The 24389-nt window shown below is 63.4% G+C and carries 22 protein-coding genes and 1 pseudogene; 11 read left to right on the top strand and 12 right to left on the bottom strand.

What is annotated here, in order from left to right; translation table 11 throughout:
• Window positions 1-46: 46 nt before the first annotated feature.
• Complete coding sequence (locus RC54_RS04495) at window positions 47-592, bottom strand: MarR family winged helix-turn-helix transcriptional regulator (protein ID WP_061788858.1); 546 nt, start codon at window positions 590-592, stop codon at window positions 47-49.
• A 63-nt stretch (window positions 593-655) separates the two neighbouring features.
• On the opposite strand from RC54_RS04495, the gene RC54_RS04490 reads away from it, so the two are divergent.
• Entirely contained in the window at window positions 656-1555 is a 900-nt protein-coding gene (locus RC54_RS04490) for an EamA family transporter (protein ID WP_061788857.1), read from the top strand.
• Between the two features lie 94 nt (window positions 1556-1649).
• Window positions 1650-2447: a type I methionyl aminopeptidase gene (gene map, locus RC54_RS04485; RefSeq protein WP_061788856.1), complete on the top strand. Its 798-nt coding sequence runs from the start codon at window positions 1650-1652 to the stop codon at window positions 2445-2447.
• A gap of 28 nt (window positions 2448-2475) precedes the next feature.
• Here map and RC54_RS04480 read toward each other — a convergent pair whose 3' ends face one another.
• Window positions 2476-3294 carry a DeoR/GlpR family DNA-binding transcription regulator gene (locus RC54_RS04480; protein ID WP_058894371.1) on the bottom strand — a complete coding sequence of 273 codons (819 nt, stop codon included), beginning with the start codon at window positions 3292-3294 and terminating at the stop codon, window positions 2476-2478.
• A 274-nt stretch (window positions 3295-3568) separates the two neighbouring features.
• On the opposite strand from RC54_RS04480, the gene deoC reads away from it, so the two are divergent.
• From deoC to RC54_RS04435, 9 genes are all read left to right on the top strand, one after another.
• On the top strand, window positions 3569-4600 hold the full coding sequence (gene deoC / locus RC54_RS04475) for a deoxyribose-phosphate aldolase (protein ID WP_061788855.1): 1032 nt from the start codon (window positions 3569-3571) through the stop codon (window positions 4598-4600).
• 22 nt (window positions 4601-4622) lie between these two features.
• A complete protein-coding gene (locus RC54_RS04470) occupies window positions 4623-6998 on the top strand; it encodes an aldehyde dehydrogenase family protein (RefSeq protein WP_058894369.1) in 2376 nt (791 codons plus the stop codon).
• Window positions 6999-7155: 157 nt separating this feature from the next.
• Window positions 7156-7608 (top strand): RbsD/FucU family protein, encoded by a 453-nt coding sequence (locus tag RC54_RS04465; RefSeq protein ID WP_058894368.1) that lies wholly within the window; start codon window positions 7156-7158, stop codon window positions 7606-7608.
• 2 nt (window positions 7609-7610) lie between these two features.
• On the top strand, window positions 7611-8573 hold the full coding sequence (rbsK, locus tag RC54_RS04460) for a ribokinase (RefSeq protein ID WP_058894367.1): 963 nt from the start codon (window positions 7611-7613) through the stop codon (window positions 8571-8573).
• Between the two features lie 19 nt (window positions 8574-8592).
• Window positions 8593-9606 (top strand): ABC transporter permease, encoded by a 1014-nt coding sequence (locus RC54_RS04455; RefSeq protein ID WP_017451284.1) that lies wholly within the window; start codon window positions 8593-8595, stop codon window positions 9604-9606.
• Window positions 9607-9657: 51 nt separating this feature from the next.
• On the top strand, window positions 9658-10665 hold the full coding sequence (locus tag RC54_RS04450) for an autoinducer 2 ABC transporter substrate-binding protein (protein WP_017451285.1): 1008 nt from the start codon (window positions 9658-9660) through the stop codon (window positions 10663-10665).
• Window positions 10666-10728: 63 nt separating this feature from the next.
• The gene (locus tag RC54_RS04445) at window positions 10729-12288 is read left to right on the top strand and encodes a sugar ABC transporter ATP-binding protein (RefSeq protein ID WP_174526062.1); all 1560 of its coding nucleotides are present in this window, start codon (window positions 10729-10731) and stop codon (window positions 12286-12288) included.
• A 2-nt stretch (window positions 12289-12290) separates the two neighbouring features.
• A complete protein-coding gene (locus RC54_RS04440; protein ID WP_061788854.1) occupies window positions 12291-13346 on the top strand; it encodes an ABC transporter permease in 1056 nt (351 codons plus the stop codon).
• A 221-nt stretch (window positions 13347-13567) separates the two neighbouring features.
• Window positions 13568-15130, top strand: a complete 1563-nt coding sequence (locus RC54_RS04435) for an EAL domain-containing protein (protein ID WP_231738956.1) — start codon at window positions 13568-13570, stop codon at window positions 15128-15130.
• On the opposite strand, the gene RC54_RS04430 is transcribed toward RC54_RS04435, so the two are convergent.
• From RC54_RS04430 to RC54_RS04385, 10 genes and pseudogenes are all read right to left on the bottom strand, one after another.
• Entirely contained in the window at window positions 15088-16092 is a 1005-nt protein-coding gene (locus RC54_RS04430; RefSeq protein ID WP_061788853.1) for an NAD-dependent epimerase/dehydratase family protein, read from the bottom strand. The genes RC54_RS04435 and RC54_RS04430 overlap by 43 nt on opposite strands.
• A complete protein-coding gene (locus RC54_RS04425) occupies window positions 16089-17072 on the bottom strand; it encodes a fumarylacetoacetate hydrolase family protein (RefSeq protein WP_058894363.1) in 984 nt (327 codons plus the stop codon). The genes RC54_RS04430 and RC54_RS04425 overlap by 4 nt, the downstream gene beginning before the upstream one ends.
• Complete coding sequence (locus RC54_RS04420) at window positions 17069-17656, bottom strand: cupin domain-containing protein (protein WP_058894362.1); 588 nt, start codon at window positions 17654-17656, stop codon at window positions 17069-17071. The genes RC54_RS04425 and RC54_RS04420 overlap by 4 nt, the downstream gene beginning before the upstream one ends.
• A gap of 54 nt (window positions 17657-17710) precedes the next feature.
• Window positions 17711-18526, bottom strand: a complete 816-nt coding sequence (locus RC54_RS04415) for a cyclase family protein (RefSeq protein ID WP_061788852.1) — start codon at window positions 18524-18526, stop codon at window positions 17711-17713.
• Window positions 18523-19677 carry an MFS transporter gene (locus RC54_RS04410; RefSeq protein WP_082685979.1) on the bottom strand — a complete coding sequence of 385 codons (1155 nt, stop codon included), beginning with the start codon at window positions 19675-19677 and terminating at the stop codon, window positions 18523-18525. Before RC54_RS04410 ends, RC54_RS04415 begins: the two co-directional genes overlap by 4 nt.
• A 68-nt stretch (window positions 19678-19745) precedes the next feature.
• Window positions 19746-20894 (bottom strand): annotated as a pseudogene (locus tag RC54_RS04405) (FAD-dependent oxidoreductase); the annotation flags it as partial.
• A 26-nt stretch (window positions 20895-20920) separates the two neighbouring features.
• Complete coding sequence (locus RC54_RS04400) at window positions 20921-21259, bottom strand: Rieske (2Fe-2S) protein (RefSeq protein WP_058894359.1); 339 nt, start codon at window positions 21257-21259, stop codon at window positions 20921-20923.
• Window positions 21260-21281: 22 nt separating this feature from the next.
• The gene (locus tag RC54_RS04395) at window positions 21282-22208 is read right to left on the bottom strand and encodes a VOC family protein (RefSeq protein ID WP_058894358.1); all 927 of its coding nucleotides are present in this window, start codon (window positions 22206-22208) and stop codon (window positions 21282-21284) included.
• A 49-nt stretch (window positions 22209-22257) separates the two neighbouring features.
• Window positions 22258-23418: an alpha/beta hydrolase family protein gene (locus RC54_RS04390; protein WP_058894357.1), complete on the bottom strand. Its 1161-nt coding sequence runs from the start codon at window positions 23416-23418 to the stop codon at window positions 22258-22260.
• 54 nt (window positions 23419-23472) lie between these two features.
• Window positions 23473-24345 (bottom strand): SphA family protein, encoded by an 873-nt coding sequence (locus RC54_RS04385; protein ID WP_174526070.1) that lies wholly within the window; start codon window positions 24343-24345, stop codon window positions 23473-23475.
• Window positions 24346-24389 lie beyond the last annotated feature (44 nt).

Genomic DNA, 24389 nt, shown 5'->3' with positions numbered 1-24389 from the left:
CCACACACGGCGCCGATACTGGGCGGCGCTCTACAGGACGTGCCACTTAATCTCGCATCCCGACACCGTCCTGACCCACTGGCTTCTCCAGCGCCAGCAATAGCGTAGACAGGTGGGCATCCAGGCCCGCTACGGCATCGGCCGACAACGCCGACAGCAGCCAGCGCTCATTTTCGACATGCGCTTTCACGGCGCGATTGATCAGCGCCAGCCCTTTACGCGTGAGTTGCACCAGCATACTGCGCGCGTCTTCTTCATTGGCGACGCGCTCGATCCAGCCCTGGGCTTCCAGGCGCTTGAGCCGGTGGGTCATGGTGCCGGAGGTCACCATGAGGGTCGAGAACAGTTCGGTCGGCGTCAGGCGATACGGACTGCCCGAGCGCCGCAACGCCGCCAGCATGTCGAACTCCCAGAGCGTCAAGCCGAATTGGGCGAAACCCGCCTCCACAGCCTGCTCCAGCAGCACCGCACAACGCTTGAGACGACCGATCGGCCCCATCGGACTGGCATCCAGGTCAGGACGTTCACGTCGCCATTGTTCCAGGATCACATCCACCGCGTCGCGCGGCCGTTGTGCGCTTGTTTTCTTCATTTGTCTTGACTTCAAGATAGTTGACTCATTAGACTCATATTATCTTGAAATGAAGATAAAGTCATGCCTACCACCCATCCATTGCGCCACTGGAGCGATGTCGTACTGACCGCGCTGGCCCCTGCCATCTGGGGCTCGACCTATATCGTAACGTCACAATTGCTGCCGCCAGACCGCCCCTTCACGGCGGCCTTGCTACGCTCCTTGCCGGCGGGCTTGCTTTTGCTGCTCATCACGCGTGAGCTGCCGGCACGACGCCACTGGTGGCGCCTGTTGGTACTGGGAGCATTGAATATCGGTATTTTCCAGGCCTTGCTGTTCGTAGCGGCCTATCGCCTGCCGGGCGGCTTGGCAGCGGTACTGGGCGCCATCCAGCCATTGCTGGTCATGATCCTGGCCTGGGTGGTGGATGGTCGCTCACCGGCACAGATCACACTCTGGTCTGCTGTGGCGGGAGTGGCGGGAATGGCCATCCTGCTGCTATCGCCGCAGACGCACTTCGAGCCGGTCGGAATAGCCGCCGCCTTGGCAGGTGCAGCCTGCATGGCCAGCGGCGTATGGCTGACGCGCCGCTGGCAATTGAAGCTGCCGGTACTGGCGCTCACCGGCTGGCAATTGCTGATCGGTGGCCTGATGCTGGCACCGGTGGCCTGGCTGGCCGACCCGCCGCTGCCAGCGCTGGACATGACGCAATACGCGGCCTATGCCTACCTGAGCCTGGCCGGCGCCCTGCTGGCTTACGCCCTCTGGTTCCGCGGAATCACCCGCTTGCCCACGGTGGCCGTGGCTTCGCTGGGCTTGTTGAGTCCGCTTACTGCGGTGCTGCTGGGATGGGCAATATTGGGCCAGGCCATCTCCGGCATCGCGTTGGTCGGGTTGGTGATCGTGCTGGCCAGCGTGTTTGCGGTGCAATGGACGGCTACGCAAAAAAATAGCACGCATTCCACCGAAAATTCGCAATGAACGTATGCCGGCGAGGCAGGCAAGCGCCGCCCCGGATAAAATAGTCGGCCGAACGACCGCCGCGCCCTGCGCGGCACACCGAGATCAGACAAGCATGAGAAAAGTAAAGCTGCGCAGCGCCGCAGAAATCGCCCAGGCCCGCGTGGCCGGTCAACTGGCAGCCGAGGTGCTGCACATCGTGGCCGAGCACGTCAAGGCTGGCGTCACCACCGATGAACTGGACCGCATCTGCCACGACCATATCGTCAACGTCCAAAAGGCCACGCCGGCCAACATCGGCTATCACGGTTTTCCCAAGACCATCTGCAGTTCCGTCAATGAAGTGATCTGCCACGGCATTCCCGGTCCCCAGGTGCTCAAGGACGGCGACATCATCAACATCGATGTGGCCGTCATCAAGGATGGCTGGTACGGCGATTGCAGCCGCATGTACATGGTGGGCTCACCCAATGCCACCGCGCGCAAGCTGGTCAACACCACCTATGAAGCCATGTGCGCCGGGATTCGCGCCGTGCGCCCCGGCGCGACCCTGGGCGACGTGGGCCATGCGATCCAGACGGTGGCGCAGCGCGATGGATTTTCGGTGGTCCGCGAATATTGCGGGCATGGCATCGGCACCGTCTATCACGACGAACCGCAGGTGCTGCACTACGGCCAGCGCAATGCCGGCCTGCCGCTCAAGGAAGGGATGATCTTCACCATCGAACCGATGTTGAACGCCGGCAAGCGCCACACCCGCCAGCTCGACGATGGCTGGACCGTGCTCACCGCCGATGGCTCGCTGTCGGCGCAATGGGAACACATGGTGGTGGTGACCGCCAAGGGCTACGAAATCCTCACCCCCTGGCCGGAAAAATTCGGCGACTATCCGACCATTGCCACGCGCAGTTGAGCGGAGTTGATCACGACCGGCGCAGGACTCAGCCTGCCACCACCTCGATAGGGAAGTCCGAGAACAGGTCCAACTGGTCCTGCTCGGGCGTACCGCCCACCACGATCCCCGAAAACACCTCCAGCGTGCTGTAGAACGCCGGCCGGAAGCGCCCCAGCTTGCTCTGGTCGATCACCACATAGCACTCGGCGGCGCTGGCAATGGCGGCCTGCTTGATCGGCACTTCATGGAAGTTGGAACAGCTCACGCCGCGCCGCGGATCGACTCCGCCGGCCGACAGGAAAGCCTTGTTCACCCCCAGCCGCCTGAGATAGGCCACGCCTTCTTCGGAGGCAAAGGAAGCCGATGATGGGTGATACAAGCCGCCCAGCAGGATGACCTGGGTATTGGGTCGCTGACTGACGATGTTGGCAATGTTCAGGGAGTAACAAATCACGCTCAAGCCGATATCCACCGGCAAGGCTTCAGCCAGGTGGGTCATGGTGGTGCCACAGTCGATGAAGAGGCTATCGCCCTCCTCCACCCGCTGCGCCGCGCGCTGGCAGGCCAGGCGCTTGCGCTGGGCGTGTTGGTCCACTTCGCGGTCAATGGAGTAACGACTCTCGCCGGCACCCGGGCTGGCTTCCAGCACGTGGCCGCCCAGGCAGATCAGTGGTGCATCCTCGGCGGCCAGGTCGCGCCGCACCGTCATCACCGTCACCCCCAGCACTTCGGCAATGCGCGCCAGCGGCGTGGGCCCCTGGTCGCGGATCATTTCCTGCATACGGGACAGCCGCAGCGAGCGCGAACGCTCGCCCAGCGTGGGTTGTGCGGTCTTGGCGGAAGGGGTCGGTGTGATCGATGCCATGAGGCGTTTTCCTGAAGGGAAAAATATTTCTGATAAAAAATGGTTGCGCACCAAAAGTTATGGATGTAACGTTACATCCATTAAATGTTATTTGCAAAACATTTAGCAGCGCTGGCACAAGATTGTAGCGAGGCCGCCCGGAGACGTCGACGCCTGCGGGCAACCAGCCTGATCCAGCGCAAGGCAGCACAGGCAGTAAGCATCAGCAGCACATGGAAGAGACACTGCCCGGCCCGACAACAGGCCGGTAACTAACGAAAAAAGTTAAGCAGCCATGAACATGACCCGCAACACCCCTTCCCTGCGCGCTACGCAGGGCGAGGCCGCTGCCGCGCCCGTCGAGGTTGCCGCCGCCGGCCATACGCGCAATAGCGTGCAGCCCTATGACGCGGCAGCCTTCGAGCATCTGCGCATCAACCTGAGCGCGGCCGAAAAGCGCGTGTCCACCCTCAAGGGCCGGCGCTCGGTCAAGAAGGATGCGCAGGCCGCCTGGTTGCTCAAGGCCATCACCTGCATCGACCTGACCACGCTGTCAGGCGACGATACCCCACAACGCGTGCGCCGCCTGTGTGCCAAGGCCGCCAACCCGCTGCGCGCCGATCTGCTGGAGGCGCTGGGGATGCAGGAGCGTGGCCTCACCACGGGCGCGGTGTGCGTCTATCACCGCTTCGTCAAGACCGCGGTGGAAGCCTTGCAGGGCAAGTCCATTCCGGTGGCAGCGGTGTCTACCGGTTTTCCTGCGGGCCTCAATCCTCATGCCTTGAAGCTCAAGGAAATCGAAGCCTCGGTACGCGATGGCGCCGCCGAGATCGATATCGTCATCACCCGCGAGCACGTGCTGACCGGCAACTGGGAAGCGCTGTACCGCGAGATGCGCGACTTTCGCCAGGCCTGTGGCGAGGCCCACGTCAAGGCCATCCTGGCCACCGGTGAACTCAAGACCCTGCGCAATGTGGCCAAGGCGTCGATGGTGTGCATGATGGCCGGCGCCGATTTCATCAAGACCTCCACCGGCAAGGAAAGCGTCAACGCCACCCCGCTGGTGTCGCTGGTGATGCTGCGCATGATCCGTCAGTACCAGGAGATGACCGGCATCAAGGTCGGCTACAAGCCCGCTGGCGGCGTGGCCACGGCCAAGGACGTACTCGAATATCAGGTGCTGATGAAAGAAGAACTGGGTGACCACTGGTTGCAGCCGGACCTCTTCCGCGTCGGGGCATCGAGCCTGCTGGCCGATATCGAACGCCAGTTGGAACACCACGTCACCGGCCGTTACTCCGCCTTCAACCGCCATGCCATCGGCTAGGCCACCTGCACGGACAAGCACAATGAGCGTTTCCACCTACTTCGACACCATGGATTACGGCCCCGCCCCCGAGAGTGACAAGGATGCCCGCGCCTGGCTGGCCAGCCACGAAGCTTCGTTCGGCCACTTCATCGGCGGCCGCTTCACCCGGCCCGGCGCCCAGCTGGAAGACGTTGATCCGGCCAGCGGCAAGCTGCTGGCCCATCTGACACAAGGTTCGCCAGCCGATGTCGAGGCGGCCGTCAACGCGGCCCAGGCCGCCCTGCCCGACTGGCAGGCGCTGGGCGGCCATGGCCGCGCACGCCATCTGTATGCACTGGCGCGCAGCGTACAGCGTCATGCGCGCTTGCTGGCAGTGCTGGAGACCCTGGACAACGGCAAGCCGCTGCGCGAATCGCGCGACATCGACGTGCCGCTGGTGGCGCGCCACTTCTATCACTACGCCGGCTGGGCGCAATTGCAGGAGCGCGAGTTCCCCGACCATGTGCCGCTGGGCGTGGTCGGTCAGATCGTGCCGTGGAATTTCCCGCTGCTGATGCTGGCCTGGAAGATCGCCCCCGCCCTGGCGCTGGGCAATACGGTGGTGCTCAAGCCGGCCGAAACGACGTCGTTAAGCGCCCTGCTGTTTGCCGAACTGGCCCAGCAGGCTGGCCTGCCGGCCGGGGTACTCAATATCGTCACCGGCGATGGCGCCACCGGCGCGGCCGTGGTGGCGCATCCGGGCATCCAGAAGATCGCCTTTACCGGCTCCACCGAAGTAGGTCGCCTGATCCGTCAACAGACCGCCGGCAGCGGCAAGTCGCTGACCCTGGAACTGGGTGGCAAGTCGCCCTTCATCGTCTTCGAGGATGCCGACATCGACGCCGCCATCGAAGGCGTGGTCGATGCCATCTGGTTCAACCAGGGCCAGGTGTGCTGTGCCGGCAGTCGGCTGCTGGTGCAGGAAGGCATCCATGATCTGTTCATCGCGCGCCTCAAGACGCGCATGGAAAAGCTCAAGGTCGGCGCGCCCCTGGACAAGTGCAGCGACATGGGCGCACTGATCTCTGCCGAGCAACTGCAACGCGTCAAGCGCCTGGTCGAACAGGGGGTGCGCGAGGGGGCGCAATGTCATCAGGTGGCGCTGCAAACCGATCCCGCCGGCTGCTTCTATCCCCCTACGCTCTTGACCAGCGTACATCCGGCCTGCACCGTAGCCACCGAGGAAATCTTCGGTCCGGTGCTGGTGGCGATGAGTTTCCGCACCCCCGACGAAGCGGTACAACTGGCCAACAACAGCCGCTACGGCCTGGCCGCCAGCATCTGGAGCGAAACCATCGGCCTGGCCCTGGGCGTGGCCCCGCAACTCAAAGCAGGCGTGGTCTGGATCAACAGCACCAACCAGTTCGATGCGGCGGTGGGCTTTGGCGGCTATCGCGAATCGGGCTATGGGCGCGAAGGTGGGCGCGAGGGCTGCTACGAATACCTGAAGCCGCGTCACCGCCTGGGCCGTGCCTTGCGTCAGGCCGTAGCACCACGAGCGGCACGCCAGGATGGGCCGCTGCAGACCAGCCACATCGACCGCACCGCCAAGCTCTACATCGGCGGCAAGCAAGTACGACCCGATGGCGAAGTCTCCATGGCCTGCTTCGGTGCCCAGGGCGAGCGGCTGGAGGATGTGGGGCTGGGCAATCGCAAGGATATCCGCAATGCCGTGGCCGCTGCCGTCAAGGCCGGTGGCTGGAGCAGCGCCACCGGGCATCGCCGGGCGCAAGCTCTGTACTACATCGCCGAGAATCTATCGGCGCGCTCCGCGGAATTCGCCCGCCGCATCAGCGCCACCAGCGGCGTGTCGCCAGAAGAGGCAAACGCCGAAGTGGACGCTGCGATCCGTCGCTTGTTCTCCTATGGCGCCTGGGCCGACAAGTTCGAAGGCGCCGTGCACCAGCCCCCCATGCGCGGCGTGGCGCTGGCCATGCCGGAAGCCATCGGGGTCATCGGCGTGGTCTGCCCCGAGGAAAAGCCGCTGCTGTCCTTCATCAGCCTGGTGGCGCCGGCCATTGCCATGGGCAACCGGGTGGTGGTGGTGCCCAGCCAGCAGGCCGCGCTGGTGGCGACCGATCTCTATCAGGTGCTGGATACCTCTGACCTGCCTGCCGGGGTCATCAACATCGTCACTGGCAAGAGTGCCGAACTGCTTACGGTGCTAGCCGAACATGATGAAGTCGATGCCCTGTGGGTGCGTGGCCCGGCAGAGTTCTCGGCCACCGCCGAGCGCTTGTCCATCGGCAATCTCAAGCGCTGCTTCGTCGACTATGGCCAGGTCACCGACTGGCATGACATCGAACAGGGCGAAGGCAGCGAATACCTGCGGCAGGCAACGCAGATCAAGAACATCTGGATTCCTTACGGCGAATAAGAAAATCTCGCAGCACAGGAAGATGTATCGATTATTAATGAATCTATCCTGAAAAAATTAGATTTTTTCAATGAATACTCAAGCTGGACAAGGAATCACAGACATTCACCATTAGATTTTCACCATAAGCATACTTATAAAATCCATAGGAGACGACATGCTTAAGAACCTTCATCCGCTGCTCAACGCCGACGTGCTCCATGCACTGCGCGCCATGGGCCATGGCGACGAACTGGTATTGTGCGACGCCAATTTCCCGGCCGACTCGGTGGCCCGCCAGACCGTGCTGGGCAAGCTGCTGCGCATCGACGGCGTGGGCACCACCGAAGCTGCGCGCGCCATCCTCTCGGTGCTGCCGCTGGACAATGCGGTGGAACAACCGGCCCGGCGCATGGAAGTCATGGGGGAACCCGACACCATTCCACCGGTGCAGCAGGAACTGCAACTGGAGGTCAATCACGCCGAAGGCCGGGAGCGTGCGCTGGGGTCCATCGAGCGCTTCGCCTTCTACGAGGCCGCCAAGAAAGCCTATTGCGTCATCGCCACCGGCGAGCGCCGCTTCTACGGCTGCTTCCTGCTCAAAAAAGGTGTGCTGCCCCCGGAGGCGTGAGCATGACTACCCTCTCGCAAAAACAGGGCGTGGCCGTGCTCGGCATCTACGTCGCCGACCTGGCCTTTCGCGCGCCCGCCATGCCCGGCCTGGGTCAGACCATCGCCGGCAACGGCTTTGCCATGGGGCCGGGCGGCAAGGGCTCCAATCAGGCCGTGGCTGCGGCCCGGGTGGGTGCAGCGGTGCGCTTCATCTCGGCCATCGGCAAGGATTCCTTCGGCGACTTCGCGCTCTCGCTGTGGCGCCAGGAAAGCATCGCCCCGCACGTGCGCGTGATCGACGGCGCGCCCACCGGTGCGGCCTTCATCTACGTCAACGACGCCAGTGGCGACAACGCCATCATCGTGGTGCCGGGCGCAGCCTCGCAGTTGTCGAGCCAGGACGTGCAGCGCGAGCACCAGGCCATTGCTACCGCCCGCGTGTTCGTCACGCAACTGGAACAACCGCCCGAGGCTGCGCTGGCAGGTCTGCAGATCGCCCGTGCAGCGGGCACCACCACCGTCTTCAATCCCGCTCCGGCACTGGATTTCCCGTCCCAGATCTATGGCCTGTGCGACTTCATCACACCCAACGAACATGAAGCTGCACTATTGACCGGCATCGCCATCGACAGCGTCGAGGATGCCCGCCGCGCCGCCGATGTCCTGCTGGAACGCGGCGTGGGCTGTGCCTTGATCACGCTGGGTGCGCAGGGTTCGCTGTTGCACAGCCGTTCGCAGTCGCTGCACCTGCCGGCGTTATGCGCCGGCACCGTGGTGGAGACCGCAGGCGCCGGGGATGCCTTCAATGGCGCCTTCGCCGCCGGCCTGGCCGAAGGCATGGCGGCCGAACAGGCGGCGCGCCTGGCCACGGCCGTGGCCGCCATCTCGGTCACGCGGGCCGGCACCGCGCCCTCCATGCCCAGCCGGCAGGAAGCGCTGGCGCTGCTGCAGGCCAATAGCGGCGCACTGGTGCAGGCGCAATGACATTCTCCAGCAAGGTGAATTGACGATGAAACTGAAGATCTCCGATCCGCAACTGCTGTTCCTGCTGCTCATCAACCTGGCCATCCTGCTGGTGGCCACGGTGTTTTCGCATGGCGAGTTCCTGGACATCTACAACTTCCAGTCCATGGCCAGCCAATTGCCCGAGCTGGGCTTGCTGGCCATCGGCGTGGCGCTGGCGATGATTTCCGGCAATGGCGGCATCGACCTCTCTGGCATCGGCCTGGCCAACCTGGCCGGGGTGGTGGCGGCAGCCACCATGCCGCTGCTGGTGGCGGCGCCCGATGCCGCGCCCTGGACCTATACGCTGGGCTTCGTAGCAGTGGCGCTGGTGACCGGCCTGCTGGGCGGTGCGCTCAATGGCTGGTTGATTGCACGCGGCAATCTCACGCCCATCCTCTGCACGCTGGGCACGCAGATGATCTTCACGGGCCTGGCCGTGGTGCTGACCAATGGGTCGAGCCTGCGTATCAACGTGGTCGATCCGATCTCGGCCATCGGCAACGAGTCGGTGCTGGGCGTACCGATTCCTTTCATCATCTTCGTGGCGCTGCTGTTGCTGGTGGGCTGGCTGATGCGCTATAGCCTGTTCGGCATCAAGCTCTATCTGCTGGGCACCAATGCCCGTGCGGCACGCTATGCGGGCATCTCGCAGAACCGCTTGCGCTTTGCCACCTATACCTTGAGTGGGGTGCTGGCTTCGGTGGCCGGCATCATCATCGCCGCCCGCACGGCCAGCGTGAAGGCCGACTATGGCAACTCCTACCTGTTGATCGCCATCCTCATCGCGGTGATGGCCGGCATCCGTCCACAGGGTGGCTATGGACGCATGGTCTGCCTGTTCTTCTCGGCACTGGCGCTGCAGTTGCTGTCCTCCACCTTCAACCTGCTGGAGATTTCCAACTTCTTCCGCGACTGCGCCTGGGGCTTGCTGCTGCTGTGTTTCCTGGCTTCGGCGCGGATCAGCTGGCGTGACTTTTTCCCGAATTCCAAGGCGCAACTGCGCAAGTCTTGAACAGCACCCCGCCTGTCAAGATCCATCCAACTTAGTGGGGAAACTGGAGACATGATGAACAAGAAATCGGCTTGCGTACTGGTGTCGGCCCTGGCGGCCGTCGGCTTTGCCAGCGCCCTTCAGGCGCAGAACAAACCCATCGATATCGTCACCGTGGTCAAGATCACCGGCATCAGCTGGTTCAATCGCATGGAAGTGGGCGTCAAGGAATTTGCTGCCGCCAACCCTGGTGTGACCACCCGCCAGATCGGCCCGGCACAATCGGATGCAGCCCAGCAGCAGCGCCTGGTGGAAGACCTGGTGGCCAAGAAGGTGGATGCCATCGCCGTGGTCTCGATGGACCCGCCGACCCTGGAACCGGTCTTGAAACGCGCGCTGGACCGCGGTATCAAGGTGGTCACCCATGAAGCCGACAACCAAAAGAACACTCTGGTCGATATCGAAGCCTTCGACAACACCGCCTATGGCGCCCGCCTGAACGACCGCCTGGCCGCCTGCATGGGCCAGAGCGGCAAGTGGTCTTCGCTGGTCGGTTCGCTGGGCAGCCAGTCGCAGGTGCAGTGGGCCGATGGTGGTGCTGCCAATGCGGCCAAGAAGTATCCCAAGATGACCCTGGTGGACGCCAAGAACGAATCGGCCAACGATGCCGAAAAAGCCTATGCCAAGGCCAAGGAAATCCTGCGCAAGCATCCCGACATCAAGGGCTTCCAGGGTTCTTCCTCGCTGGACGTGCTGGGCATTGGCCGGGCCGTCGAAGAAGCCGGCCTGCAGGGCAAGGTCTGTGTCTATGGCACCGGCCTGCCCAGCGAAGCGGCCAAGTTCCTGGAGTCGGGCGCAGTGGGCGGCATCGCCTTCTGGGATCCCAAGGATGCCGGCCTGGCCATGAACAAGGCAGCCCTGATGCTGGTGCAGGGCAAGAAGATCACCGATGGCATGGACCTGGGTATTCCCGGCTACAACAAGGTCAGCGTCAAGAAGGGTCCGGGCGTGGGCGTGATCGTCACCGGCCAGGCCTGGGTCGAAGTGGACAAAAAGAACTACAAGCAATACGCGTTCTGATCGCGTCCTGATCAGACCCACCGGGACACCCGCTGCGGGTGTCCCCTGTCATCGCGTTTCATCATGACCAGTCAAACCACATCCAAGCCACCTGCCCTCGCCCAGGAATTCCTGCGCCTGCAGGGGGTACACAAGCGCTTTGCCGGGGTCCACGCCCTGCGCGGCATCGATCTGACTATCCACGCTGGCGAGATCTATCACCTGCTGGGCGAGAACGGTTGCGGCAAGAGCACCTTGATCAAGATCATCGCCGGCGCACAGCCACCCAGCGAGGGCGAGATCTACATCCAGGGGGAACGGGTCGAGCAACTCACGCCGCTGGCCTCGCTTTCGCTGGGGATCGAAACGGTGTACCAGGATCTCTCGCTGCTGCCCAACATGAGCGTGGCCGAGAACGTGGCCTTGAGCGAGCAACTGGTACGCCACCAGGGCCGGCTGGCCCGCCTGTTCGACCGCAGTGCATTGAACGACACTGCCGGGCGCGCACTGCGGGCGGTGAACCTGCCGGCCAGCGCCGAATTCCTCGACACCCGCGTCGACGAACTGCCCATTGCCACCCGCCAGTTGATCGCCATTGCCCGCGCCATCGCCACCAGCGCACGCATGGTCATCATGGATGAGCCGACCACCTCGCTCACGCAAAAGGAAGTCGATGCGCTGGTGAAGGTCGTCAACGGCCTGCGCGCCAATGGCGTAGCGGTGCTCTTCGTCAGTCACAAGCTCGATGAATGCTTTGCCATCGGCGGCCAGGCCATCGTCTTTCGCGATGGCGAAAAAGTGGCGCAAGGCCCGATCCAGGAATTCACCAAGGCCAGGCTGGGCCAACTGATGACCGGCAAGCAGTTGAGCGAAGAACGCTACCGGGTCGATGCACAACTGCACAAGACCCGACTGGAAGTACGCGCGCTCACCCGTGCGGGCGCCTTCGAGGATGTCAGCTTCGCGCTGCGCGAAGGCGAAATATTAGGCATCACCGGCCTGCTCGATTCCGGCCGCAATGAGCTGGCGCTGGCATTGGCCGGCGTGGCACCGGCCCAGACCGGGCAGATCGTGCTGGACGGCCGGACGCTCAAGCTACAGACCCCGGGAGACGCCATCACCCACGGCATCGGCTACGTGCCCGAGGATCGTATCAGCGAAGGCCTGTTCCTCGACAAATCGATCCGCGACAACATCATCACCACCATCCTGCGCAAGATGCGCGGCAAGTTCGGCGCGCTCGATGCGGCGGCCTGCGAACGCTTCTCGGTCGATACCGTCAGGCAGTTGCAGATCGCCACACCAGACGTAGAGCGACCGGTGCAGTCGCTCTCGGGTGGCAACCAGCAACGCGTGCTGATCGGCCGCTGGCTGGCCATCAATCCGCGCGTGCTGATCCTGCACGGGCCGACGGTGGGGGTGGATGTCGGCTCCAAGGACATCATCTACCGCATCATCCAGGATCTGGCACGGCAAGGCATGGGCGTCATCCTCATCAGCGACGACCTGCCCGAACTGCTGCAGAACTGCGACAACCTGCTGCTGATGAAGCGCGGACGCATCGTGCGTCGCTTCGAGGTGGAAGGCTTGTCCGAAAGCGATCTTTCCCACGACCTGGTCTCCGAACAAAGCCAAGAGAATTGAGCATGGACGCAAGCACCCTGACCCGCCAGAACACCCGCAGCGACCACGCCGGGCACAGCCTGCCACCGCGCAGCACCCGTGCCAGCGCGGCGGCACTGCTCAAGAAGCATCCTTCCATCTTCACCCTGGTCTTGATCCTGCTGGTGGTGTTGACGGTGGCCCTGATCAACCCGGCCTTCTTCCAGCTCGCGGTGCTGTTCGACATCGTGCGCGCCTGCACTACGCTGGGCCTGTTTGCGCTAGGCGTGATGATCGTGCTGGCCGCCGGCGGCATCGACGTCTCCTTCGCCGCCATTGCCGCACTGACCATGTATTCCATCACCAAGGTGGTGATGACCTATTTCCCCGAGACCCACATTGCCATCATCCTGTTGGCCGGAGCGGTGGGCGGCACCGCGCTGGGCGTACTCAACGGTCTGCTGGTGGACTGGCTCAAGGCGCCCTCGCTGATCGTCACCATCGGCACCCAATATCTCTATCGCGGCATCCTGCTGACCTTCGTGGGAACGGTGTTCTTCATGAACATCCCTCATGCGATGGACAACTTCGGCAAGCTGGCGCTGGCCCGGCATGACACCGCCAACGGCTTGCACGCCGTCTTGCCGGCCACCGTACTGGTGCTGGTCCTGGCCAGCATCCTGACCTGGTGGCTGCTCAACAAGACCCTGATGGGCCGCGCCGTCTACGCCGTCGGCGGCAGCCTGGCCATCGCCGAGCGGCTGGGCTACAAGCTGCGTTCGGTGCATCTGTTCGTGTTCGGCTATGCCGGCTTCCTGTCGGGACTGGCCGGCATCGTCCACGTCTCCAGCACGCGCCTGGCCAATCCCTTCGACCTGGTGGGCAGCGAGCTGGATGTGATCGCCGCCGTGGTACTGGGCGGAGCGCGCATCACCGGTGGCCATGGCAGTGTGGTGGGCACCTTGCTGGGGGTGCTGCTGGTGACGCTCATCAACAATGTGCTCATCCTGGCCGGTGTGCCCAGCACCTGGCAAAAGGCCATCATCGGCGGCTTCATCGTGCTGGCCGGGGCGGTGTTTGCGCTGCGTCGGGAAAAGTAGGCTGGTGTGGTGCAACAGGTGAAGCAATGTGCATCGCTTCTGCCTTTGCGCGATATTGATGCCCTATGACGTGAAGCTTTACGCCAAAAAACCAGGCCGGCTTCTACCACCTTCTGGGAAATTCCGAGAAAACCCGACCCAAAACAACAAGCAAGGAAAAAAACCAAATAAGGAAACCGGGTTTTAAATTAAGCTGGCGCGAAATAATTTCTTTTCGAGCAATGAATCGCAAAGTCTTCCGGCGCGCTTCCTCCTGGAAAATCCTTCTCTGGGCCTGTACCACCATGGTCGGCGGCGTCATCCTGGCCCAGCTTGCACTGACCCTCTCGGAGATTCGTCATATCGATGCCTCTTCGATCCAGGCACTACAGCGTGCCGAGGACGCCAGCCAAGCCACCCTGAATGCATTGCAGCGGGCCGAAGCCAGCCCCTTCGAGGCTTGTTCCGATGGCGACCTGGCGATGCTGCGCAACATCGCCTACGCCAACAACTACGTGGCCGATCTCGGTCGCATCGACCAGGGCCTGGTACGCTGTACCGCGCTCTGGGGCAAGCTGGAAAAAGCCATCCGTCTGCCGCTGCCCCACTACGAGGCCAAGGGTGGCTATAGCGTCTGGAGCCAGCAGCAAGTGCTGCAGACCCATTACCTGAGCGACCTGGTGGCCCTCAATCGCAGTCTGGCCCTGATTTCACCGTCCACCTTCGACCTCAATCGTTACTACCAGGATGTCGCGCTGCGCATCACCAATGGCAGCGGCACGCATACCTATGCCCAACGCGACGGCGTGCGCTATCACCCGGCTGGCACCACCGACCTGCTGCCCAGTATCGATATCAAGGAGTGCAGCCGCGACATGAACCTGTGTGCGCAGGCCTCGGCCCATCTGCACTGGTATGCGCTGGCCCATCCGTTGGCCTTTCTGGCGCTACTGGCCAGCAGCCTGCTCATCGGAGCGCTGGCCTGCCTGCTGTACCTGCGCTTGCGCCGCAATCAGGGAGTGCTGGAAAAACTGCGGGACGGGATCGCCAATGATGAAATCGTGCTGTTGTACCAACCCATCGTCTGCGTACGGGATCTGAGCCTGAAGGGTTACGAAGCACTGGCACGCTGGCGCCCGCTCGACCAGCCAGAGATCGGCCCCGACGTCTTCGTCCCGCTGGCTGCACAGAATCGCCTGAGCACTGCCCTGGCCAAGGTAGTGCTGGCACGCGCGCTGCGCGAGATGCGCGAATTGCTGCAGGCCAATCCAGCATTGATCCTGACGATCAACACCGAAGTGGCCGATATCGAAGATGCGGACTTCATCCAGTTCGCGCTGGAGATCACCGCCCCTACCCCGGCGCTACGCACGCAACTGCATCTGGAGGTGACCGAACGCGCCGACATCCGTTCGGCCACCTTCACGCGCAACATCGAGCAGTTGCGCCAGGGCGGTTTTGCCATCTGGATCGATGACTTCGGCACCGGCAGCGCCAACCTGTCGCATCTGTCGTATGCGCAGTTCGATGGCATCAAGATCGACCGGCTCTTCACCGCTGCACTGAGTACCGGCTCACCGCTGCGTTCGGTGGTTCCCAACCTGCTGCGCCTGGCCACCGAGCTGGACCTGCAGGTGGTCATCGAAGGCATCGAGACCGAAGAGCAATTGCAGCTCATTTGCGCCATTGCGCCCGGCATCCATGCCCAGGGATGGCTGTTCAGCAAGGCGATGGAATTGCGTGATGTGCTGCAGCAGCAACCTTATACCTTGGCGCAATTCGGGCTGGCGGCCTCATGCGCATAGGGCGCCAGCGCGCGTCGCACCAGTTGCTCGGCCGTGCCATCATCCTGCAATCCCAGGCGTCGCGCCGCACTGTCATCCAGCACGGGATATCGCCCGAACACCGCCTCCACCCGTTCCTGCGGCACATATTGCACGAGTGCCTGGCCATCGACGCGATACATGGCCGACAGGGTCTGGACCAGTTGACCGATGGACAGCCGCAATACCGGCAGCGGCCAGACGCGCTCAGCCTCACCTTCCCTATCCAGCGAAGTATCCATGGTGGCGGCATGTAACAGATTCTCGGCGCAACGCCGGGCCGACATCCACCAGGCCGTCGCTTGCGGACCGACCGGCAGGCTCAAGGACTCACCGGCTGCCAGCGCGTGCAGCAAGTCGCTCATGAAGGCCGATACCAGACCGGATGGTGCACGCGGGCGCGCGACGATGCCCGGCAGGCGCAACGAGCGTCCATCGAGCAGGCCGCGACGGGTGTAGTCGGCCAGCAGGATTTCGCAGGCGCGCTTGTGGGCACCATAGATCAGTGCCGGCCGGGTAGGTGTGTTCGGCGTGACCGGGTCCGGCAAGGGCGAACCATAGACGGCGATGGTACTGGCATACACCACCACCGGCGCGCGGCGCGCGCCACCGCTGGCGGCTTGCGCGGCCAGCAGTTCGAACAGATCCAGGGTGGCATCCAGATTGACGCGGCGGCTCAGTGCCGGATCGGCCTCGGCCGCACCACCCGGGACAGCTGCCAGATGGAAGCAGACATCCGCACCGAATTGTGCAATGCGGGCCTGTACCTGAGCATCCTGCAATGCACCTTCGATGCGTACTACGCCCTCCATCGTGGCTGGCAACTGCTGATCCAGCGCTGCCAGTTGTGTGATGGGATGGCTGCCTATGCGCCCCGCCTGCTGCAGCACTTGCAGCAACGTGGCGCCGATGAAGCCGGCGGCTCCGGTAACCAGGACCTTCATACTTGCTGCACCACGCGTTGCTGCAGCACGCCAAAGGGACCGGCGCGACCATCGTCGTAGTGGGCTTCCATGCGCACCTCATCGCCAAAATGCATGAAGCCGGTGCGGATCTCGCCCTGGTCGATCTTTTCGATCACGCGCCGCTCGGCGATGCAGGCCGAGCCGGCAGTGCGCGCCACATTGGAGACCGTGCCCGAGCCAATGATGCAGCCAGCGGTCAGTCGTCGGCTGTGGGCGGCGTGCGCCACCAATTGGCCGAAAGAAAAATTCATTTCGCCACCATGCGGCTCGCCGAAACGCTCGCCATTCCACTGCACGTGCAGGCGCATCGCGACCCGTCCTTCACGCCAGGCATCACCCAGCTCATCGGGCGTAACCGCGATGGGAGCAAAGGCCGTCGAAGGCTTGGCTTGCAGGAAACCAAAACCGGTCTTCATCTCGTGCGGGCCCAGCGCACGCAGGCTCCAGTCATTGATCTGTACCACCAGGCGCACCGCTTGCAAGGCCTGCTCCGGGGTGGCGCCCATGGCCACCGGACCGACCACCACGCCGAACTCGCCCTCGAAATCGATGCCCTCTTGTTCTGAACATAGCGGCACGTCCTGATAGGGACCGAGGAAGTCATCACTGGCACCTTGGTACATCACCGGCACGGTATCGAAATGCGGGATGGGGGGCGTATTGAAGGCCTGTTCCATCAGCCGGCCATGATTGAGGAAGGCCGACGCATCCAGCCATTGCGGCGCGCGCGGCAGCGGCGCCATGCAACGTTGTACATCGAAGCCGATACTGCCATCTGCCCGGCCTGCATTGAGTGCCTCGTAACGCTCGGCCAGTGCGCCCTGGACCTGGTCCCAGCGTGCCATGGCGTCGATCAGGGTGGCGGCGATCTGCGGCACCGGCAAGGCGCTGCGCTGGTCACGGGAGACCAGCACCAGGCTGCCATCCGGGGTGCCGTCATGGTAGGTGGCCAGTTTCATGCGGCGGCTCCCTTGGCCAGTTGCGCGGCAATGGCGGCATCGTATTGGCCGTCGATCAGGATGAAAAGCATACGACACGGCTTGCCCGAGCGATTGGCCCAGGCATGATTGGTGCCGCGCTGGATCACCACGCTGCCGGGCTTGAGCGCCACTTCGCCGCGATCCAGCACCAGTGTCATCTCGCCTTCGATGACGATGCCATAGTCGACCGACTCGGTACGGTGCATCAGCGGGTGCGGTGAATCGGCCTGCATGGTCGAGGCTTCGGCTTCGCCGATCTGACTGAAGGCATCGTGCATCTTGCTGCGGGCGCTGGCCAGGAACTCTTCGGTGTCGGGTGGAATATCGACGAAGCGCATACGCGTGCCCAACTCGGGCGGCGAGAGCACCATGGGACCCAGCGAGGGATCGATGCCATTGTCCACTGGCGCAGGGGTGGCGTTGGTGCTCCAGACTTCATGGAACAGCGTACCGGGAATGGCGGCGATATCGACCACGGTAGGCAGCGGGCCGTCGCTGCTAATGATGGAGTGGCCTTGGGCGTCATGGCCGGTGACCACGCGGTGGATGGGGGGGAAGGACATCATGGGCTCCTATGAATCGCTTGAATCGCTTGAATCGGGGCAGTGCAAGTTGCGTCAGGCTTCCTCGAAGATCGCCACGGCACGGGTCCAGCCCGCGCTGGCGCCGCGGATCTTGTGCGGGAAACAGCTGATGGTGAAGCCATGCGCGGGCAAGGCTTCCAGGTTGTGCAGTTTTTCCAGGTGGCAGTAGCCGATGTCACGGCCGGCCTTGTGGCCTTCCCAGATCAGGGCCTTGTTGCCGGTCTCGGCCACCCGTTGGGCGGTGTAGGAGAACGGCGCATCCCAGCTCCAGGCATCGGTGCCGGTCAGGCGCACGCCACGTTGGAGCAAATACATGGTCGCTTCGTAACCCATGCCGCAACCGGCGCCGAGATAGTCGCGGTGACCATAGCGCGAGCCGGCACGGGTATTGACCACCACGATATCGAGCGGCTGCAGGACGTGGCCGATGCGCTGGAGTTCGGCTTCCACATCGGCTGCCGTGGCGACATAGCCATCGGGGAAGTGCCGGAAGTCCAGCTTTACGCCAGCCTGGAAGCACCATTCCAGCGGTACTTCATCGATGGTGATGGAGGGGCGCGCACCGCCGTTCTTGGCGTCCTGGGTGGAATGGAAATGCCAGGGCGCATCCAGATGCGTGCCATTGTGCGTGGTCAGGGTGACCCACTCGGCGGCAGCCGCTTCACCATCAGGATAATCCTCGGGCTGGGTGCCGGGCAGCATGGCCATGAATTCGGGCAGGGTGTCGGCGTGCTTCTGGTAGGTGATCTTCGGCGCCAGCGGCGGCGGGTCTGAGAGCACGTCGTTTTCAAGGTAGATGGACAAATCGACGAAACGATGACGGCGACGTGCCTGCAAGGGTGCGGTCATGCCAAGGCCTCCTGGGATTGAACAGCGGCGCCGCGCGGCAGCCGCGAGAAACAGAACGATGCCGTCAGCCCCAGTGCGATCGCCACCGAGCCCAGACAGGCATAACCCCAACCCTGCACCAGCGTGCCGCCAAGAATGGGGCCGATGGCAGCACCCGTCATCAGCATGGCGGGCGTGGCGGCCAGGGCGCGGCCACTGCGATCGAGCCGGGCCATCAAGCCGAAGGCGAAGGTATGGGTGAAGATCATCACTGCGGCAAACACCGAGGCTGCCACGGCATAGGGTGCAAAGCGCGTCGAGGACATCATCAGGGCGGCCAGCATGGCCTGCACCAGCGGCCCGACCATCAGCACGCTGCGGGCCGACAGGCGCTTTTCCAGCAGGGCTGCCAGCGGCGCCGGCAGCAGATTGACGAAGCCCAGTGCGATGAGCACGCCGGTCAACGCCGCGTGACCAAAGCCGCGGTCCATGCCCACACGCTCCAGAAAACTGAAGATCATCGACTGCACCAACCCCATGCAGGCAATGCCGGCGATGCCGAACCACACCACGCGCGGCATGGACTCGCGCGGGCCGCTGCGGGGCAGGATACCCTCGGTCTCGGGCAGGGGAAATGCCAGCGCGCAGGCCAGTGCGCCGACGGCCATGACGGCACCGAAAATATAGAACAACGCCTGACCACCCTGGCTGGCAATGATGACCGGGGAGCCGCCCAGAAAGACAATGGCGAATACGCCCAGTGCCATGCCCACCAGAGCGAAGCCACGATGCGGATTGACACCACGGGCGATGGTGCCGTGTGTGACACTCAGTGAAAGCCCCGTGGTCATGCCGCAGCCGGCATGCAGCAACGCCAGCAGCAGCAGGCTATGAGTCTGCGCTGCCAACACGAACAGGATCGCCGACATACTGAAGCCCAGCGTCGCTCGCAAACGTGAGGTGCGTGGGTCGAACCGCGGCGCCACCATGGCACTGGCCAGCACCGCCCCACCCAGAAACAGCGACACCAGCAAGCCGGCCTGCTGGGGATTGAAACTGTAGTAGGCCACCAGCGCGCCAACCCATACCGGTAGCGCCACCATGTCGATCATGCCGGCACAGTGCGCCAGCATCAGCGCAGCCAGGGCGCGCTTGGAATAGGTCGTGATCATCTTGTCTCCTTGTTGCGCGCAGATTGAAAGCCGTGGATCGTTTATTTTTTTATATTGTTTTCTTGAGATCAGATCGGCTGCACCAGCGCGGCGTGCGACTCGCGCATGATGCGGGAATGTTCGTCCTTGTCGCCGCCTTCGACCTCAATCTCGCCCAGCCGCGCCGAGTTCTCCACCACCATACGGCAGCGCTCCCAGCGGCGTTCCTCGAAGGCCGACAGGGCCAGCGGCACGGTGCCGTTGCGCGCCAGTTCATCGGCCAGCACCAGCGCATCCTCGATACCGATGCAGGCGCCCGAGGCCAGGTGCGGGGTGGTGGCATGAACGGCGTCGCCGATCAGTACCACCCGGCCCTGATACCACGGACGCGGCAGCAGCATACCTTCCAGCGGACGGAAGATGATGCGGGCGTTGTCATCAAGCTGATCGCGAATGGTCTTCAAGACCGGTGCGCTGAAGTCCGCCAGCAGGCCGCGCAGACGCTCGACGAAACTGGCCGGATCGACGTGATCGTTGACTGGGCGCGGCTCAGTGACGAACAGATACATTTCGTCCTTGGAGACCGGATTGACACCGGGCTTGATGCGCGGCCCCATCCACATGGTGCAGGTGGTGATCTCCGCCGGACGCGGCAGCACCGCCCGCCACACCGCCTGGCCGCTGTAACGCGGCTTGGGTGCGTTGGGGAAGATATGGGCGCGTAGCTTGGAATAGAGACCATCGGCACCGATCACCAGGTCATAGCGACGGGTCTGACCATCGGTGAAATCCACCTCGACTTCATCGCCCACCTCGCGCAGTGCGGTAAAGGTGCAGCCCAGGCGTACGTCGGTGCCCGCTGCGCGCGTGGCGTCGGCCAGGATGCGCGCCAGCACCGGACGCAGGATCGCGCCGCCGCCCGGCACGTCCGGCGCGGCCAGGCGCGGTGTGGGCAGCACCGCCACCTGGGGGCCATGCGGCAGACACAGTTGCACGCCATCACCGGCCGCGCCCTCACGCAGGAAGGCATCAAGCACGCCCAGTTGCTTCAAGGCGCGCAAGGTGGCCGGGCCCAGGCTGATGCCGGCGCCATAGTTGCGCCACTGGGCATCCAGTTCCACCAGGTCGACCTGGGCGCCAAGGCGGCGCAGTTCGATGGCGGCCGACGTGCCGGAAAAACCGCCGCCGATGATGAGAATGCGTTGGGCTGCGAGTGTCATGGTGAGTCTCCTGAATTTTTTTACTGAATTTTTTCTTGCACAAACTAAATCGGATTGCCATCGGCAATGTGCAGGCCGCCGTCGCCATCGATGCGCAGTGGCACCGCAGTGAGCGTGTCACCCAGGCAAGGGCCGAGCGTGCACACGCCGGTCAACGGATCGAACAGGGCGCCATGGGCGGCACAGACCACATGCTCGCCGCTGGCGTCGAGGTAGGCATCGCGCCGCCACGGCAGGGGGGTGCCATGGTGCGGGCAGATGTCGCGCCAGGCACGCACCTGATCGCCTCGGCGCAGCAGGAAGATGGTGGCCTGCCCTGCGCCTTCGGTATCGAAACCGCGCGCGCCGCCCTCGGGTAACTGGGTCACATGGCACAGGTACATGGCTGCCTCTGCGCTGGCGACTTCAGTGCGCCGCGCCTGGCGGCGGCGGACCGCTCGGCGCCCACTTCTCGCGGTACTGGAACAGGAACAGTTGCGAGGCATCTGCCCCCATCGGGACTTCACGAGCGGCCCAGTGCTCATCGTGCAAGTCCATATCGGCGTCGTATTCGACGTGGCAGCCCAGCGGCGAATTGAAGTACCAGAACCAGTTGCTGCCAAAGTGATGGCGACCCGGGCCCCAGAAGCTCTGGTACCCCTTCTCGACGAAGCGGGTGCCGGCCAGCAACACTTCGGTGGGGCCACCCATGTGGAAGGTAAAGTGTTCGCAGCCTTTCATGAAGGGCGGTGTCTGGATCATGAAGAGGGTATGGTGATCCTGCGTGCCGGCCGGACGCAGGAAGGGGCCTACGCCAGTGAAGCGGTCGGTGCAGACGAAGCCCAGGCGATGATAGAAGGCCTCGGCCTTGGCCGCGTCGGGCACGAAATACACCACGTGCGACAACGTGCGCGGCAGGGCTTGCAGGTCCGGCGTCAAACCCAGTTGGTTGGGTGCGCGCTGGGCGTCGCCAGGGCCGTTGACGCGTTCGGAGGACAGCGCCAGGTCGCGACGCACGGTGACCTGGAAGGCCAGGGCAAATCCCATGTCATCGACACTGCGGACCACGCCATCGCGGCGACTGACTTCGCGGTCGCGACGCAGTTCGGTTTCGATGGCGTCCAGGGTGGCCACATCGGCCACGCCATAGACGGTTTCACGCAACAGGCTGGCAGTGCCCATGGCTGGCGGCAGCGTGGCGTCGTCCTTGGCACGCAGCACGACGGCGGTGCCATCGAGTGCTTCAAAGCGGTCGCTGCCGGCATCCTTGAGGCCATAGTCGATCAGGTACTGGCGGCAGGCGGGCAGATCGTCCACGCCAAAGACCAGGGCATCGGGTCCAATGATGTTCATGCGAATTTCCTTATGGTTGACTGGGTGTTTTCTCGTGGCGCCGTAGGCATCAGCCCTTGGTGCGCCCACCCAGGGTCTCGGCCACCCAGTCGGCGATGACGTGGCCGGCATTGATGGAGTTGTCGAAACTGGCGTGCTGGGCGCCGCCTTCACGATCCGTGAAGACCTTCAATTCGCGCTTGGGGCTGTTGACCAGTTGTTCGTAGGTGCGATGCGCCCACTTGAGCGGAATCTGGCTATCCTTCTCGCCATGGGTGACCAGGAAGGGCACGCGGATCTTCTCGACCACGCCATCCAGATGGACGTCTTCGGCAATGCGCATGAAGTCGTCGATGTCCTTGGCGCCCCACACCCAGCACACGTGCTGCCAGTAATGCGGCACCGGGAAATCGCCTTCCTTTTCCAGGCGGCGCTTCTGCACGTCGCGCCAGTCATGATTGGCACCCCACACCACGCCACAGGCAAAACGCGGTTCCATGGCGACCACGCGCGGGCAGTAGTAGCCGCCCAGGGAGACGCCTTCGCAACCGATGCGGGTGGGATCGACGTCGTCGCGCTGTTCCAGCCAGTCCACCACGTGACGGGCCCAGTGCTCGGCATCGAAGCGCGCGGTCAGGCCCTGCAGGCGCAGAGCTTCACCTGTGCCCGGCTGGTCGATCACCAGCGAGGAAACGCCGCGCTCGGCAAGCCAGCCCGGCAGGCCGACCAGGTATTTCATTTCCTTGGTCGAATCCAATCCATTGAGCTGCACCAGGATCGGCGCCGGACCTTGCACATTGTGGGCACGGGTATAAAGCCCCGAGATGACCTTGCCCTCATAAGGAATTTCGACACGTTCGCAGTTGTCGCCGGCCAGGGTGATGCCACGCTGGAACACTTCCAGGAAGCGCCGGTACAGCTCCAGCCGACCCGGCGCGCCATGACCCTGCAGGCGCTCGCAGGTCAGCAGATAGCTGGCCGCGCGCTTGTACTTGGCGCCGGCCGAGAGCAGCCGGCCGCGCACTTCATCCTCGGCGGCCAGGCTGCACAGCTTTTCTGCCATGTCCGCCCAGGTGGCGCGAAAGGCCGCAGTGCCTTCAGCGTCAGGCTGCTTGGCCGCCTCCTGCAAGGGCGCGCACATGGCTTCGATTTCGCCGATGCGGGCGCCCATCTCGATGGCGAGATCGACGGAAAGATTCCAGACATAGTTCGTCGGGAAGTAACGGAACATGGTGTAACTCCTTAGATGATGATTAATGCTCGGGGACGCCGCGTTGCTACAGGCTCAGTGCGGCCCGCCCAGCCACAGCGGCATGGCGAAGTTGAGCCAGATGGCATCGTTCTTGGCCGTGTTGGCGGCATACAGACCGCGCTGGTAGTTCATGTTGATGGAGTAGGTGCCGGCGTTGTAGCTCACCATCGGCCCCATGGCGAAGCTGCGCGCGCGATTGCCCGTGATGGTGTTGCCGTTCTGGCGGTCGTCGGTGAACTGGTTCAGATAAGCGCCGGTCACGCCGACCTTCCACTTGCCGAAGTTCCAGCCGCCGATGAAGTCGGCTACATAGGCCGAACCGGAGCGGTAGTTGGTATCGCTGTTCTTGTCGTTGAAGAGCACCCGGTTGGAGATGCCCAGATCCAGACCATCTGGATCGTTGTGGCGGATGGCCAGCACCGGCTGGTAGGAGGTGTAGCCTACCGCTACGCTGGTGCGGGCGGGATTGTAGGAACCGGTCTTCAGCGCGAAGTCAAACCCCCATGTCACGTTGGTGTTCGGGGCTACGTCCCAGCGCAACAGCAGGGGCGTGACGGTGACGTTGGAGAGGCCATTGTGGTTCTCGCCGTGACCGAACACTTCGGTATGCAGCGACACTACCGGTAGCACCAGTTGCGAATACACCTTGGCACCGAGAAATTCCACGCCATAGGAAGCCAGCAGGCGCGTGGTGGACGAGAAAGCGTCGGACTTGAAGGGGATGGGCAGCTTGTTGCCATGGTTGTCGTAGAGGCCGTTCGAACTGCTGTAGTTGAACTGCTCCACTGCGAAGAAGCCGGGCATGGGGGGCAAGGCCGCGATGTATTCACTGGTGGACCCGGCAGGGAACGGCGAAACACCACTTTCGAAGGCTAGCGCGGACTTCATGCTGGCAGCACTCAACATGGTCATGACGGCACAAGCTGCCAGCCGACGGGCTGGTACATATC

The sequence above is a fragment of the Herbaspirillum rubrisubalbicans genome (assembly GCF_003719195.1).
In the GTDB taxonomy this organism is placed as follows: Bacteria; Pseudomonadota; Gammaproteobacteria; order Burkholderiales; family Burkholderiaceae_D; genus Herbaspirillum; species Herbaspirillum rubrisubalbicans.
Note: the sequence above shows the minus strand (reverse complement) of the source record. Positions and strands in the feature narration are given on the sequence as shown.